We start from the raw sequence: 16085 nt of genomic DNA, 5'->3' as shown, positions 1-16085 counted from the left end.
AACGCGGTAAGGTAACCACGATTGGATAAAATTCCACTATTTTTGGATTAGTGAATCATCAAGTTCCGACACTTTTCTAAATTTACTAGGGGTAATACCCTCGTAATCCTTAAAGATCTTAATGAAATATTTAGCTGTCTGATAGCCTACTTCTAGGGCAATTTCTTCAATTTGTAAATCTGTTGTCAGTAAACGATTTTTTGCAATTTGTATTCTCTTTCTAGTTAAATACTCACTAAATGTTAATCCCACTTGCTCTTTAAATAACACACTAAAATAGCTCGCATTTAGATGAACCGCATCTGCTACATCCTTTAATGAAATTTGATTGCTTATATTTTCATTAATAAATGTCTTAGCTGCCTTAATTGAATTAGAGCGGTTATTAACTTGATCTAGCTTTAATAATTTCTGATCAGTTACTTTTTCCATATACTCAATCCGTTCAATATTTGCTTCCTTTTCTAGTGCTTGCTCAATAGCCTCTATTAATTTTTGCTTACTTACTGGTTTTAATAAGTAATTTACAACTCCTAGGCGAATAGCCTCTTGGGCATATTCAAAATCAGGGTGTCCAGAGATAATAATTGAAACAAATTTATGTCCTTTATCCTTTAGTTTTTTTAAAAGCTCTAAACCATTCATTTCAGGCATACAAATATCAGTTACTAATAGATGGATTTTTGTTCTGCTCAACTGCTCAAATGTTTCTTGGCCATTTGCAGCACTAAGAATTTCAAATTTACCATTTGACCATTTCTCTAATGTTTTTTTTAATCCTTGTCTAGTCGCTTGTTCATCATCAACAATTAGAATCACTTTTGTATCCAAATTATTCTCCTCCTTTGTCTGGAACTTCGAATAATACAGTTGTGCCTTTACCGATCTCACTTTCTAAACGAAGGCCACTTAAGTCATATCCTTCGTAATATAATTTGATTCTTTTATTTACATTAGTTAGCGCCATACCCATCCCCTTAAAGGACGATAAATTATCATTTTTAATTGCTAAATTAAGGGCATTAAGAGCTTCTCTATTAATCCCCGGTCCATTGTCCTTAACAGTCACTAATAAATTAGATGAGTCATTAATCCGTTTAATCTTCACTAAAACACACCCTTGTTCTCGACTACTTTCAATACCATGCATAATAGCGTTCTCAACTAAGGGTTGGATTAGCAGTTTAGGTATTTTAATAGATAATAGATTTGGCTCAACGGATATCTCCCATAACAACCGTTCTCCTAATCTCATTTTCATAATTTGTAAATAACGTTCAATTTGGTCGAGAGCAGCTTGTATAGTTACCCATTCACTACTGTTTGCATTGCCAATTGTATAACGAAATAATCCCGACATTGCAATCACTATTTCTGCTAAATCCTCCTCACCTCTATCATCTAAAGACCAGTAAAGTGCATTTAGCGTATTATAAAGGAAGTGCGGATCAATTTGGGCTTGTAGTGCCTTCAACTCAGTTTGACTACGAAGTAATTCCTTTTCATAAACGACCTGTATTAAATGATTCGTATTTTCTACCATCTGGTTATACGTTCTATTTAATTCAATAATTTCTAATGAAGCTGCGCTTTCCTTGTTAATTTTCAACTCGTCCATTTTCGCATTCTTCATTGTATTTGTAAGTTTCTTTATCGGTCTTGTGATCATTGTTGCTAGAATAATTGATGAAATGACAAAAATGATAAGTCCAATCGCACCAGATAAAAGGGTTGCTTTTCTTACCGGTGTTACCCGTTCATTTAAAAAGCTTGTAGGTTTTAAAATAACAAGGGTCCAACCTGTTTTTGCAGATGGTTGCGTAACAATCATATATTGCTTTTTATTTACTTTTATCGATTCATATCCTTCTAATAAAAACTTTTGGATATCAATACCGTAATTATCCGTTATCGGAGCTAAATCCCTATCCAGAAGCATCATATAATCCTTCTCTCCAGGAGATAAATTACTTTCTTCAACCTGAAAGTAACTATTAAGAATTCTTACGACTAAATATCCTCCATTTGAAAACCATCGATCCATTAAACTTACCCTTCTTATTGCATAAGAATAGTTACTATTATTAGGATCTTTTCCTACCCACACTAATCTTCCTTTCTCGGTTTCTGCTTCCTTTACCCATTTCTCATCGATTACACTAGATAAATTTTTTTCACCGAATGGAAAAATGCGATTACCTTCCGAAGAATATAGTTCAAAAGAAGAGATTCCATTCGAATAAGCTAAAGAGTTATTTATGACCCTAATTAGCGATTGTCTTTTTGCAAAATCAACACTTTCCCCGTTTTTCAATCCGAGTAATATTTGTTGAACTGTTTCATTGGTCATTAATTGATTTGATAAAGTGTCAATTTGTTTATACAAAGTTTCCATTCTTCCATTTGCTTCAACAGCCGTTTGTTGGATTTGCTTCTCTGTTGTATCTTTCATTAAAGTTCCAACTTGGTTATATACCATAATAGATACAATGGATAAAACAATCACCATAACAATCAAGAAGACAGCCAATATTTGATTTCGTAAAGTGTTCAATTTTCTTAACCGTAATCTTATTTTGACGATTGTAATCACCTTTTCAGTAGTAAGTTGGTGTAAGGGCTTTCTTTAAAAATTATCATACTATATTTATTATTAGTCTGAATATTAAAAACACCTATCTAGTAATAACTACCAGATAGTTTAAGTGCACTATTTGGATAATGGTAAATCGTTCAATCAAAAAATCAACACGAAAAAGAGGAACCTATACATTTGATGTTGAGGCTCCCCTTTTCATTTAGTTACTATTTATCCCTTCCCTGTGCTTTTGACTTTTCTCACTCATTAACTTGTTCCACTTTACTCCATTCTGCTTCCTGAAGAGTCCTCCATAAAATTTTCCCGCTTGCGGTAGTTGGTAATTTTTCAATAAACTCGACATATCTTGGGTATTTATAGTTAGCCATATGCTCTTTAGACCAATCGATAATGTCATCCTCACTTACTTTTCCTGAATAAATAGGATTGAGGATCACGTATGCCTTCACTGTTTCGCCCCTTTTTTCATCAGGCTTACTAACAACACAAGCTTGTTGAATGGCCGGATGTTTATATAGCAAGTTCTCCACTTCGGTTGGCCAAACTTTAAAGCCTGAAGCGTTAATCATCCTTTTAACACGGTCAACGATAAAATAGTAACCTTCATCATCAAACCGACCGATATCTCCTGTACGGAAAAATAGTTTACCGTCTATTTCAATAAAGGCGTCTTTTGTTTCTTCTGGTCGGTTAAAGTAGCCTTTAAATACTTGTGGTCCATTAACAACAATCTCACCAACCTCACCGACACCTAACTGTTTCATTGTTACCGGCTCGATAATTCTGGCGTCTACGTCAAATGATGGAATTCCTAGACATTGAAGTTTTGGTCGATCTGGCGGATTAAAATGTGTCTGAGCAATTGTTTCTGATAAACCATACCCTTCTACGAACTTTAAACCTGTTAATTTGAATAGCTGCTCACCTACTGCTTCTGGAAGTGGAGCTCCACCACCTGCAATATTTACAAGGGACTTGATATCTTCTGTATTTAAATTTGGATTTGCTAAAAAGTCAATCAGCATTGTACTAATATTTACCCAGTGGGTACATTGATAGTTTTCAATTAGTTTACACGCATGGTATCGATTCCATCTTGTTAGCAATACCATACTTGAACCAGTAAGAATCGGTGTATGCATTCCATGAACCATTCCTGTTACATGGAATAGAGGTAAAGTTGAAAAACTAACGGCATTTGCAGAAATATTCATCCAAACGGCAGATCCTACTACATTTGCTTGTACCGTTTTATGTGTATGTATACAACCTTTAGGTAAACCTGTTGTTCCTGAAGTATATGGAAGAACTGCAACATCTTCTGAATTGCCTTCATATAATGACGGGGTAAGCTGTGTTTGTATTGCATCCTCCCAATAAAATAGATTTTCGTTTTGATAGATTTTCTTTGATTCAGTTATTTCAGCCGTTAAATCGGAAACTAAAGGAATGGTTGGTAAATATTCAGAGTAAACTGCAACTACTAAATTCTCTAATCCAGTTGTAGCTTGTAAAGGTTCAATTTGAGGGGATAGTTCTTGGCCAATGATCGCGGTTTTAATTTCACAATCATTTATGTAGAATTCAAGTTCATCTGTGGTGTTCATTGGGTTAATTGGTACTACAATTCCTCTTACTCTTAATATTGCATAAAAGGCGATGACATATTGAGGTGAGTTTTGCATATAAAGCATTACACGTTCACCAGGGGATATTTCTAACCTATGCTCAAGATACCCTGCTAGATAATCAACCTCTTCAAGAAGCTGCTTATACGTTTTTGAAGCACCATAATACTCTATTGCGGTTTTATTTGGATATCTTTTTGCCGAAACGACTAAATTATCATAAAGTGTTGTCTCAGGTAAAGTTAAAGATTTAGATACCCTTTTTGGCCAATACGCAAAATGTGAAGTACTCATAATTTTTCCCTCCGCTTATGTATCTTTTTTTATATTAAGTTTTAATACTTACAGCTCTTTCTTGTATGCATGATATTTTAGTCATTAACAAAGAAAATTTAGGGCAAGTATTCAAATAGGATGCCTAATTAATGAATAACGCTCAAACGCTTATAATTCATTCAATATAAATACTAACTTTGAAATTATTTGAAAGTAAGTTTGCAAAAAGAGGCAATTGCTAAGTTTAGTGTGGAAAGAAAAATGGAATGGGAAGTCATTATCATAATCAACTTTAGACCTTATTATAATGGAAAAGCTTAAATGAATAAATAGTTTTTTGAAAATTAAAAAAGCTATTTGATTTAACCGAGATATTTAATTTGAGTATCTAAAATTTTTTAAGTAAAATTACATACAATTACTTACTGTACCACTTATCTATGTTTCAATTAATAACAAGTGAGGTGTTAGCATATGAGAATTGGAATTATCGGTTTAGGAGATATAGCTACGAAGGCCTACCTACCGGTCCTTTCTGAAAAAGAAAAGATCGATTTAGTGCTATGTACAAGAAGTAATGAGACACTAGACCATTTATCAAATAAATATCGAATCAGTGAAACGGTTAATACTGTAGATGAATTGTTAGAAAAGAATATTGATGCAGCATTTGTTAGTACAGCTACTGAGGCTCATTTTATGATAACGAAAAAGTTATTATTAAAGGTATAAACGTTTATATTGATAAACCTATTTCGATGAATTTCAAAGAAACTGAACAAATTGTAAATCTAGCCAGAGAGCAAGGAAAAATAGCAATGGTTGGATTTAATAGACGATTTATCCCTAGAGTAAAAGAGCTTACTATGCATGGAAAGGCTAGCTTAATAATCATGCAAAAAAATAGATTTAACTTTCCTGAATATACTAGAAGATTTGTTGTAGAGGATTTTATCCATGTGGTGGATACACTGAGGTATTTAATGTCCACTAATGTAGTTGATTTAAAAGTCAATTTCTTAAAAAAAGATAATATACTCGAACACCTAGTCATTCATCTTATAGGTGAGGGATGCACGGCAATTGGAATAATGAACAGAAACAATGGTGTTACGGAAGAAATGATTGAATATATGACACCACAAAATAAATATGTAGTGAGTAGTTTAGTTGAAACCACTCATTATCATAATAAAGAAATCAATATTACAAAGTTTGGTGATTGGGAACCAACCTTATATAAACGTGGGTTTTACCAAATTGTTGATCACTTTCTTGACTGTATAGAACAGCATAAAACGCCAGACCCTTCAATAAATGATTCCTTAATCACTCATGAAATTTGCGAAAGAATCGTTCAGTATATAGATTCTAATGTAGATTAAATAAAAAACCCGAATAGTAGACTTGAGAGGTCTAATTATTCGGGTTTTATTAATTATTTATTCTTGTTCAGCCATTGCATCCTTTGGAGTACCGAATAAATATGTTAGAACGAAACCACCAGCATAACCAGCAAGTAATCCGATCACATATTTTAGCCACATTCCGTGTGCAATTAGTGGAACTAACGCTAAGCCTGAAGGACCAATTGCAATTGCTCCAACATTACCAAACATTCCAATTACTGCACCTCCAATACCACCACCGATACATGCAGTGATAAACGGACGACCAAGAGGTAATGTAACACCATAAATTAATGGTTCACCAATACCTAAAATACCTACTGGAAGAGCACCTTTAATCATATTTGATAATGATTTATTCTTTTTGCAACGTAACCATAATGCTAATGCTGCTCCAACTTGTCCAGCACCTGCCATTGCAAGAATTGGTAATAATTCTGTAGCACCAGTTGTATTAATTAACTCGATATGAATTGGTGTTAATACTTGATGTAAACCTAACATTACTAATGGTAAGAATCCCAGACCTAATATAAATCCTGCAAAAATACCGCCTTTTGCAATAATCCAGTTAATTGAGCCAATTAAATTATCAGAAATAAATCCTGCGAAAGGCATGATGAAGAAAATTGTAAGCAAACCTACTACTAATAAAGCGATCATTGGTGTAATAATAATATCTAAAGAATCTGGAATAACTTTACGTAATTGTTTTTCTAAAACTGATAATAAATAGACTGCAAGTAGTACACCAATAATACCACCTTGACCTGGAGCTAATGGATCACCATTAAAGATATTTTTAATTGGTTGATCAGGAAGCATACCTGTTAAAAGTGTTACCCCACCAATTACTCCACCAAGGGATGGTGTCGCCCCGAATTCCTTCGCTGCGTTAATACCAACATAAATCGCTAAATAAGCAAAAATTGCGTTTTTAATTACATTTAAAACTGTAACATATTGTGACCAAGTTGCTGCATCAAGGTTTTGAGCAGTAATATTATTTGATAAAATCGAAGCAATACCAGCAATTAAACCTGCACCAACGAATGCTGGAATTAATGGAATAAAGATATTACCGACTTTTCGTAAGAAATTTTTAAAAGGTGTGTTATTTTTCTTTTTTAATTCAGCTTTAAGATCTGAGCCCTTTTCTTTTAAAGCAGCTGATGAAGTTCCTTGTTTTCCTGATGAGCTGTTTTTCAGATGACCAAATTGTTCTGCAACTTTAGTTACTGTACCAGGACCTAAAATGATTTGGTAAGTCTCATCATCAACAGTTCCCAAAACCCCGTTAATTTTTTTAACTTGATCTTCATTGATTAAATTACGATCAGCAACATTAACACGAAGTCTAGTCATACAGTTTGTAAATGACACTACATTATCAGTACCGCCGATTGCATCAGCGATTTCAGAAGCTAATCTTTGATATTTATCCATCTTCTACTCCCCCAACAATTTTTATTTTTGTATTGCTTTTCGAACAAATCCTTCTGATTTTTTCAATTGTTCAATTGCTTGCTCATAACTAAATCCAGTAAGAATCATAACGATTGCTACTTTTGGACTTTGATTTGAATTTGTTAAATACTCTTCTGCAATTTCATACGTACAAGAAGTTGCTTCCATTACAATACGCTTTGAACGCTCAACTAGTTTTACATTTGTTGATTGAACATCAACCATTAGGTTACCGTATACTTTTCCAATACCAACCATTGATGCTGTAGATAACATATTGCATACTAACTTTTGAGAAGTACCTGCCTTTAATCTAGTTGAACCAGTTAACACTTCAGGTCCATTAACAACTTCAATTGCTATTTCTGCCTCTTGACCAATTTTTGAGCCCTTGTTACAACTAACCGCTACAGTCGAAGCACCAATTTCTTTGGCATATTTTAAACCACCAATAACATAAGGAGTACGACCACTTGCTGCAATTCCGACTACAATATCATTTTTATTTAACTTAATTTCCTTTAAATCGTGGGTTGCAAGTTCTTCGCTATCCTCAGCACCTTCAACTGCTTTTATAAAAGCTTTTTCTCCACCCGCTATTAACCCTACTACCTCTTCTGGGCTTGTTCCAAATGTAGGAGGACATTCAACTGCGTCTAAAAGTCCTATGCGGCCACTTGTACCTGCACCAATATAAATCAAGCGACCCCCACTTTTGAAAGCAGTTACAATTTTTTCAACAGCTTTAGAAATATTAGGAATCTCATTTCGAACGGCAGCGGAAACTTTAGCATCCTCTTCGTTCATTACGGTTAAAAATTCTTCTATAGACATTTCATCTAGATTCATTGTTTTTTCATTTCTTGTTTCGGTTGTTAAATTCTCAAGCATGTTTGCTTCACCTCAAGTAATTTTTTATGACTAAATTTAATTTCATACATATTATAACTATTTTTGAAATAAAATTTCAACATTAAAATTCATAAGGAAAAAATTTCATATTATTATTTCGTATTTTTGTTCAAATAAATATCACATTCTTAAAACGGCTACTAACAATTTTTCTTTTAAAAGATGCATAAATCTATAATTTATACATTAATTTGTCTGGCAAAAAAGTTTAAGCTCAATTTACAATTTCAAAACATAATTACTAAACTATTGTGGTATTTTAAACCTATGTATTTAAAATATGTTTGTTAAATCTGATGACAACTTAACTAAAATACAATTGATTTTACAAATGAAAAGACAACATCCTCCATATGATTAAGGATATTTATGTCACTTAACTAGGGGTATACAATGAAAAAGCTTATGCAGTTTTATAAAAATTTCTCGTTAGTGGAGAAAAGCGCACTTCTCTGCTTTCTCTTACCTCCAGTAGGTATTTCTTTGCTATTGATCATCGGGCTTCGTACACTCTATACTCAATGGTTTACTAATAAACGGTTTATTTATTCGTTTAGTTCGTACTTTTTCTTATGCCTACTTATATCTACTATTGGTGCTGCTCTATTATTTAGAAATATATTGTTTTTATTGGTCAGTATCATGATTCTTGGTTACTGGGGAATATATTGTAGGATTTTAGTAACTGAGAAAGGTCAATTATTTCAGAGATTTCGCATGATCATCATTTTTGGAGGCGTATATAGTTGTGTGATTGGATGGATATCCAAATGGTTCTTTATTCCTAAAATTGTAGGTTATTTATTAGGGACAGTGCTTTACGGAGAAGTGGAGCCTAAGAATTTTAACCGTCTAATTGGTTGTGCATATAATCCCAATTTTACTGTTTTTATTTTATTAATCGCTATTTCTTTTCTCTTTGCCAGTCTACTTTCTAGTCTAGAAAGGAAACATTATATTAGCTTAGCGTGGCAGCTTCCGATCCAACTATTACTTAGTTATGGAATTTATCTTACAGGTTCAAGAGCTGGCTTTGCGACGATGATTCTGATTTATTTACTTTTTATCTTCCGACTTAATCGAATCTTTTTCTTTGTTTGTACAATCTTCGGACTATTCTTTTCGAAATGGTTGCTCTATATAATGCCAAGGGCCGATTCAGTTATTCAAGCAGGGCACAAAAGGTTGGACATTTGGAAAAACGCATATACCATATGGAAAAATCACCCTTTCTTTGGTGTGACACCGATCGGATTCGGTCAAGAATATGTCATACAATATGGTCACTTCATCCCCCATGCACATAATTTACTGCTAGGTATGTTTGCGGAATACGGAACATTAGGAGGATTGGCTTTTATAACATTAATTAGTATAAATATTGTAAAATGCATTCACCTATTCTTATTTGAGCGCAGTAAAAAATGTTTTTTTAACAGTTTTTTACTCGGCCTACCAATTATTTTGTTTACAGGGGTATTTGATGAGCCGGTGTTTTCTCCACAAATCGGTTTCCTTACAGTCATACTGCTTGGGTGTTGGGATCGATATTCGAAACGTATGCAATTCAATATCGAGATTTCAGTAATTCAAGGAAAATTTATTAGCGTTTATGGGAGCACGGCAAGGTTAGTTGTAAGTTCATACATGATTTTGCATTATTTAAAATCGAAGTTTATTAGTAACAAGTACTAAAAAGACCCCTACAACTAGATAGGGGTCTCTTTTGTTCATTTATGATATTTTTTTCGTAATTTGTACTTCCACTGCCACATTTTGTTTTGTTAAGAATAAATTTAAAATAATTGCAGTTAATGAACCCGTCACAATTCCATTTTGCATTAACATTTTTAAAAAGTCAGGTAGTTGGTCGAACATTTGTGGAAGGGTTGCTGAACCTAACCCTACTGCTATACTACAAGCCGCGATTAATAGGTTTTCACCTTTACCTAAATCGACTTCTGAAAGAATTGATATTCCGGCAGCTGCAACAGATCCGAACATAACAATCATTGCGCCTCCAAGAACGGCATTTGGAATAACGGTCGTTAAAGCTGCAAGTTTAGGTAGTAATCCAAGAACAACCATGATACTTCCAGCAGCATAAATAACTTCCCTAGATTTAACTTTTGTAAGTGAGATTAAACCAACATTTTGTGAAAATGCTGTGTACGGAAATGCATTAAAAATACCACCAAGCATAATTGCAAGACCTTCTGAACGCAACCCATTTACGATTTGATCCTGTTTTACCTTTTGGTTGGTCGCTTTTCCTACTGCGAAATAGACTCCAGTTGATTCAACCATACTAACGATACAAACGATAATCATCGTGATAATAGCTGTAATACTGATTTTTGGTGCTCCGAAATAGAATGGTTGAGCGATACTAAACCACGATGCTTCCGATACGCTTGAAAAGTGAACGATTCCCATTGCATAGCCGGCAATTGTTCCTACAACCAAACCAACAAGTACGGAAATTGTTCGTAAAAACCCTTTAGCCCATCTGTTAATGACTAAAATTACGATAAGTGTAAGAAGTGCTAGTAATAAATTGTGTATTTGACCGAAGTCTGGACTCCCTTGTCCACCTGCTGCATTATTCATAGCTACTGGAATTAGAGAAAGTCCAATGATCGTTACGACTGACCCCGTTACAATTGTAGGGAAAAATTTTAATAACTTGCCATAAAAAGGAGCAGCTAATACAACAAAGATCCCAGAAATAATGATTGCACCATAAGCTGTCGGTAAGTTTGAAGAGGATGCAATTGCAATAATCGGACCTACCGCCGTAAAAGTACATCCTAAAACGACTGGCAATCTGCTACCAATGTATTTAGTCCCCATGCTTTGAAGGATTGTTGCGATACCGCAAGTAAATAAATCTGCTGCTATTAGATAAGCGATCTGAGTTGGCGTAAGTTTAAGCGCGCCACCTATTATAAGAGGCACAACAACTGCACCTGCATACATAGCCATGACGTGTTGAAAACCTAATGTAAATGCTTTTTGTTTAGTTAACAATTTGATTCTCTCCCTTGTCATTGCTTTAATTTATCTATATTGATTGGCATACAGTTAGTACTCTTTATAATACAAAAAAGGACAGGTTCCACTTGAGTATGTTTCTCTCAAGTGAAACCTGTCCTTCTGGGTTTTTATCCCTAATGGTGTAGCACGTGTAGTGCCCACATCGCTCGGACCAGCCATTTTACTTATACAATAATGCGGAACCCTAGATGTGCTTTCACTCATAGTCGGTCGATTATATTGGTCGTCCGGTAGAAACTTATGGGCCATATCCCCATGATTATATGAGTTATTTATATATTTGTACCTTGATTATGTTACACATGCTATTCAATATTTTCAAGTAGAAAATGCAAAGAAAAGGTGCTCCATTAGAAAAAAACTAATGGAACACCTTCTATTATGTTCTACGCATATAAGCTTTTACAGTTAGTGGTGCAAAAATTGCTACAATTACAGCAGCTCCAATAAGCGAAATGATTAAATCTGAACCTGCAGTTCCTGTGTTCGTTAGATTCCTTACAGCAGTGATCAGATGAGAGATTGGGTTTATTTTTACAAACCATTGAAGCCAATTTGGCATTGTATCGACTGGTACAAAGGCATTTGAAAGGAATGTTAATGGAAATAGTGCTAGCATAGAAATCCCTTGTACACTTGACGCTGTACGTGCAATTACTCCAAAAAAGGCAAAAATCCAGCTAATCGCCCATGAACATACAATTACAAGTAGTCCAGCTAAAACGACATAGCCTAAGCCACCTTCAGGGCGATATCCCATTATATACCCCATTGTGAAAGTAAGGACAGTAGCGATTGTATAACGTATCGTATCCGCCAATAAAGCTCCTGCCAGTGGTGCAATACGTGCAATCGGTAGCGATTTGAATCGATCGAATACACCTTTATCCATATCTTCACGCAATTGTACACCTGTAACAATCGAAGTAGTAATGACAGTCTGTACTAAGATTCCTGGTATGATTACCGGCAAATAACTCTTAACATCCCCAGAGATTGCTCCACCAAAGATATAAGTAAACATAAGTGTAAAAATAATAGGTTGTAATGTAACATCAAATAATTGTTCTGGTGTACGTTTTATTTTTAATAGACCACGATAAGCCATCGTAAAAGAATTTTTTACTGATTGACTAAAGCTGGTTTTATTTTTTAATTCACGATAAGCAGCTGGTTTTATTGAAGTGTTCATACCCTTACTCCCTCCATTTCTTTTGTTTTACCTGACTCCTTTGATCCATCATCATCTACGCTGTTACCAGTAATCGTAAGGAATACTTCATCAAGTGTTGGCTTTTGCACACTCATTTCAGTTAAATGGATACCTTCATCACGTAAGGCGATTAGTAGGTCGGTTACTCGGTCAGCATCCGCCATAGGTGCAGTAATTTTTCCTTCTACTAATGTGATATTGGATTTTACTTTTAGCACTCGTTCTACTGTTTGACGCGCCTTTTGAACATCTTTTATATCTTGAATTTTTAATTGTAATGATGAACTACCAACTGAAGCTTTCAATTCATCAACAGTACCTTCCGCAACTACATGACCACGATCTATTACTGCGATTCGATCTGCTAGTTCATCCGCCTCTTGAAGATATTGTGTTGTTAATAAAACTGTAGAACCTTCTTTTACTAAACGACGAATAGTATCCCACATTTGATTTCTTGTACGAGGGTCTAAACCAGTTGTCGGCTCATCTAAGAAGATAAGTGGTGGCTGTGCAATTAAACTTGCTGCTAAATCTAATCTACGACGCATTCCACCTGAGAAGTTTTTCAATGGGCGTTTTGCTGCTTCCGTTAAGCCAAATTCCTCTAATAAATCAGCTGCTTTCTTTCGCGATTCCGCTCTACCTAGACCTAGTAATCTTGAGAAGATAATAAGATTCTCTGTAGCACTTAGTGACTCATCTACTGAGGCATATTGACCAGTAACTCCAATTAATTGACGCACAATTTGAGCCTCTTTTAAAACATCATGCCCGAATATGCGTGCAGTACCTGCGTCTTGTCTAAGTAGCGTAGCCAGCATTCGAATTGTGGTTGTTTTCCCTGCACCATTTGGACCAAGTACACCGTAAATACTTCCAGCACGAACGTTTAAATCTACTCCATCAACCGCACGATTTTCACCAAATATTTTAACTAAACCACTCGCTTCTACGGCCAAATCTCCATTATTTGGGGTAATTATTTTTTTATTTAAATATTCCAATTTACTTCCTCCTTTACGACTTATTACAAGATGAATATATCGACTAATTATGAATTAAGTATGAACTTTAAATAAAAATTTTCTTTACGAATAGTTACAACCTAGGGGATACAATGTCCAATAAAAAAACTTCCCTTATCTAAATTAAGGGAAGTTTAAATTTAGTCATGTACTATAGTCTGATTTAGTAGTAAGAACTCTGAATCTATATCATGTAAAAAAGGAGTCACTTCACCTAAACTATATAGATGTAACTGATGCATTGCTCGTGTACATGCAGTATAAAATAGTCTTCGGAGGTGCTCATCTCCATAAACTTGAGCTGATGCATCATAAATAATCACTGCATCGAATTCAATTCCTTTTGCCAAATATGCAGGAATAATGACTACACCTTGTTCATATTCAACTGAGTTTCTCTTCACATGTTTGATTCCTTCTACATCTTTTAATGCTTCATATGCCTCAGAGCTTTCTTCAGCAGATTTACAAATGACAGCAATTGTATTAAATTCACTTTTCTTTAAGTCCTCGATTTTAGATGCAATATGGCTGTGCAAATCTTCTCGGTTAGATAACTGTGTTAACACGGGCTTATCCCCAACTCGTTCAAAAGGTGTAATTAAATTGCCACCAGGTATGAGTCTACGTGTGAACTCTACAATTGGTTTTGTTGATCTGTAACTACGAGTCAGATTGATTACTTTTGTTTCATTTGGCCCATATAAACCTTTAAGGACATTAAAATCTCCCATTTCACTGGCATGCGCAAAGATAGCCTGATTAAAGTCACCTAAAACGGTCATCTTTGCAGAAGGAAATAATCTCTTCAAAAATTCAAATTGGAAAGGAGAATAATCTTGAGCTTCATCTACAAGTACAAATTTAATTGTAACATTTGATTGGAATCCTTGAACCAACTCTTTTAAAAGTAAATACGGTGTAGCATCCTCGTAAAACAATTTGCCTTCATCTAACATATTTAAAGTTAACTGACAGATGTCCTCCCAATTCTCAGGAGTATCCCCTTCAATCCATTGTTCAATTTGAGTTGGATTGGAAAATAACTGTTTATAGACACCCTTTATGTCAATGAAACGCAATCCACGAACCCACTCGCGTAATGGCTTTAGTTTTTTACGTACGACCATTCGACCTAATACCTTAGTTTCTTGTTCGTAATCATCGAATGAATCCTCTTTAGCTTGTTTTTTCTGTAAGTACTTATATGCTTTTTGATAATCATCTTTACTGAGTAACTCGATTTCATCCTGTACCCATGTTTTTTTCAGCTCTTGCTTTTCCATTTCATTGATTTGTTTGTTTAACCATTCCGTCAGCTTCTCTAATCGGTTGTTAAATTTTAAAGAAGTGTCTGTGCTATAAAATCTTTCATATATTTGTTTAGCTGTAACCACTGGTTTGCCCCTAAATTTAAATCCCCTAAAGACCATTCCGGATAACTCCAATGATTGTCTGTATGCCTTAATCGTCTCAAAGAAACGAGTTGAAGCTTTAAAGCGTATACTTGAAGTTCTAGTCTTATAGGTAGGATCATCTATTGCAGTTAGCACATATTCTAATTGCTCATAATTATCCTCAACTTGGAACGCATCACTTAGTCTATGAACTAAATATTCTTGGAATGTAACTTGTTGCATATTTTCTTCGCCTAATTCGGGTAAAACTCTCGATACGTAGTTATTAAACATTGCGTTAGGTGAAAATAAGATAATTTGATCTGCTTTTATCCAGTTTCTATATTTGTAGAGCAAATATGCAATCCTTTGTAAAGCTGCAGATGTCTTTCCGCTACCAGCCGCCCCTTGAACAATCAGTAATCTACCTTTGTCATAACGAATAATCTGATTTTGTTCTTTTTGAATGCTGGCTACTATGCTTCTCATGTGCTTATTTGTACCTTTGCCTAGCACATGCTGCAATATCTCATCACCTATAGTAAGACTTGTATCGAACATTGATTCAATTACACCGTTTCGTATAATGTATTGCCATTTTTGGTCTAATACGCCATTCACTTTCCCCCCAGGTGTATCATACTCTGCAGGACCTGGTGGATAATCATAGTAAACACTTGAAACTGGGGCCCTCCAATCATAAACCAAAATATTCTCTCCAGTTTCATCCATTAGTGTTGAAACACCAATATAAATACGCTCCGTTTCAGACAAACCTTCTTCTGTAAAGTTAATGCGACCAAAATAAGGAACCTCTTTCATTCGACGAAGTGCTGATAATCGGTTTGAAGATTGCTTATGATTAATTTGGCCGATCGCCAAAAGTTGAGATTGTTGTCTTAAACTAATAACCGTCTCTAAATAGTCATCAAAGCTATCTGTATTAACTTTAACCTCATCCCAAAAGTTTTTACGAACATTGATTACTTCGTTTCTACGTTGGGCTGTTTCGTCTGTTAATTTACTAATTTTGTCCGTAATTAGATCTAATACAGTATTTACTCTTACTTGTTCTTTTTGAAGTTCGTTGTTCATTTCA

The 16085-nt window shown here is 34.7% G+C and carries 11 protein-coding genes, 1 pseudogene and 1 riboswitch; of the genes and pseudogenes, 3 read left to right on the top strand and 9 right to left on the bottom strand.

Annotated elements, in window-relative coordinates:
* Positions 1 to 36: 36 nt before the first annotated feature.
* The 3 genes from COE53_RS02005 to COE53_RS01995 all read right to left on the bottom strand — a co-directional run bounded on the left by COE53_RS02005 (position 37) and on the right by COE53_RS01995 (position 4521).
* Positions 37 to 831: a response regulator transcription factor gene (locus COE53_RS02005; RefSeq protein WP_025568614.1), complete on the bottom strand. Its 795-nt coding sequence runs from the start codon at positions 829 to 831 to the stop codon at positions 37 to 39.
* Position 832: 1 nt separating this feature from the next.
* The gene (locus COE53_RS02000) at positions 833 to 2554 is read right to left on the bottom strand and encodes a cache domain-containing sensor histidine kinase (protein ID WP_286162530.1); all 1722 of its coding nucleotides are present in this window, start codon (positions 2552 to 2554) and stop codon (positions 833 to 835) included.
* A 284-nt stretch (positions 2555 to 2838) separates the two neighbouring features.
* A complete protein-coding gene (locus COE53_RS01995) occupies positions 2839 to 4521 on the bottom strand; it encodes a long-chain fatty acid--CoA ligase (protein ID WP_098947354.1) in 1683 nt (560 codons plus the stop codon).
* 456 nt (positions 4522 to 4977) lie between these two features.
* On the opposite strand from COE53_RS01995, the pseudogene COE53_RS24235 reads away from it, so the two are divergent.
* Positions 4978 to 5273 (top strand): annotated as a pseudogene (locus COE53_RS24235) (Gfo/Idh/MocA family protein); the annotation flags it as partial.
* Positions 5262 to 5888 (top strand): Gfo/Idh/MocA family oxidoreductase, encoded by a 627-nt coding sequence (locus COE53_RS01990; protein ID WP_254664586.1) that lies wholly within the window; start codon positions 5262 to 5264, stop codon positions 5886 to 5888. The pseudogene COE53_RS24235 and the gene COE53_RS01990, both read left to right, overlap by 12 nt.
* A gap of 57 nt (positions 5889 to 5945) precedes the next feature.
* On the opposite strand, the gene COE53_RS01985 is transcribed toward COE53_RS01990, so the two are convergent.
* A complete protein-coding gene (locus tag COE53_RS01985; RefSeq protein ID WP_025568619.1) occupies positions 5946 to 7358 on the bottom strand; it encodes a PTS transporter subunit EIIC in 1413 nt (470 codons plus the stop codon).
* Positions 7359 to 7379: 21 nt separating this feature from the next.
* Entirely contained in the window at positions 7380 to 8270 is an 891-nt protein-coding gene (gene murQ / locus COE53_RS01980) for an N-acetylmuramic acid 6-phosphate etherase (RefSeq protein WP_069033666.1), read from the bottom strand.
* 414 nt (positions 8271 to 8684) lie between these two features.
* Here murQ and COE53_RS01975 point away from each other — a divergent pair, with 414 nt between their 5' ends.
* Entirely contained in the window at positions 8685 to 9986 is a 1302-nt protein-coding gene (locus tag COE53_RS01975) for an O-antigen ligase family protein (protein ID WP_069033665.1), read from the top strand.
* 39 nt (positions 9987 to 10025) lie between these two features.
* On the opposite strand, the gene COE53_RS01970 is transcribed toward COE53_RS01975, so the two are convergent.
* The 4 genes from COE53_RS01970 to helD form a co-directional block, all read right to left on the bottom strand.
* Positions 10026 to 11321, bottom strand: a complete 1296-nt coding sequence (locus COE53_RS01970) for a nucleobase:cation symporter-2 family protein (protein ID WP_069033664.1) — start codon at positions 11319 to 11321, stop codon at positions 10026 to 10028.
* Between the two features lie 210 nt (positions 11322 to 11531).
* Positions 11532 to 11635, bottom strand: a riboswitch (purine riboswitch).
* 92 nt (positions 11636 to 11727) lie between these two features.
* Complete coding sequence (locus COE53_RS01965; protein WP_069033663.1) at positions 11728 to 12540, bottom strand: ABC transporter permease; 813 nt, start codon at positions 12538 to 12540, stop codon at positions 11728 to 11730.
* The gene (locus tag COE53_RS01960; protein ID WP_025568624.1) at positions 12537 to 13568 is read right to left on the bottom strand and encodes a daunorubicin resistance protein DrrA family ABC transporter ATP-binding protein; all 1032 of its coding nucleotides are present in this window, start codon (positions 13566 to 13568) and stop codon (positions 12537 to 12539) included. The genes COE53_RS01965 and COE53_RS01960 overlap by 4 nt, the downstream gene beginning before the upstream one ends.
* Before the next feature lie 161 nt (positions 13569 to 13729).
* Positions 13730 to 16081, bottom strand: a complete 2352-nt coding sequence (helD, locus tag COE53_RS01955) for an RNA polymerase recycling motor HelD (protein ID WP_025568625.1) — start codon at positions 16079 to 16081, stop codon at positions 13730 to 13732.
* Between the last annotated feature and the right edge of the window lie 4 nt (positions 16082 to 16085).

The sequence above is a fragment of the Bacillus sp. AFS029533 genome (assembly GCF_002585125.1).
Lineage (GTDB): Bacteria > Bacillota > Bacilli > Bacillales > Bacillaceae_G > Gottfriedia > Gottfriedia luciferensis_B.
The sequence above is the reverse complement of the archived record's forward strand: the minus strand, read 5'-3'. Positions and strand labels throughout refer to the sequence as shown.

Excerpts from the sequence above, each read along its gene's own strand:
- COE53_RS01995 (WP_098947354.1), bottom strand. The coding sequence starts at position 4,521 with ATGAGTACTTCACATTTTGCGTATTGGCCAAAAAGGGTATCTAAATCT.
- COE53_RS01990 (WP_254664586.1), top strand. The coding sequence starts at position 5,262 with ATGAATTTCAAAGAAACTGAACAAATTGTAAATCTAGCCAGAGAGCAA.
- COE53_RS01985 (WP_025568619.1), bottom strand. The coding sequence starts at position 7,358 with ATGGATAAATATCAAAGATTAGCTTCTGAAATCGCTGATGCAATCGGC.
- murQ (WP_069033666.1), bottom strand. The coding sequence starts at position 8,270 with ATGCTTGAGAATTTAACAACCGAAACAAGAAATGAAAAAACAATGAAT.
- COE53_RS01975 (WP_069033665.1), top strand. The coding sequence starts at position 8,685 with ATGAAAAAGCTTATGCAGTTTTATAAAAATTTCTCGTTAGTGGAGAAA.
- COE53_RS01965 (WP_069033663.1), bottom strand. The coding sequence starts at position 12,540 with ATGAACACTTCAATAAAACCAGCTGCTTATCGTGAATTAAAAAATAAA.
- helD (WP_025568625.1), bottom strand. The coding sequence starts at position 16,081 with ATGAACAACGAACTTCAAAAAGAACAAGTAAGAGTAAATACTGTATTA.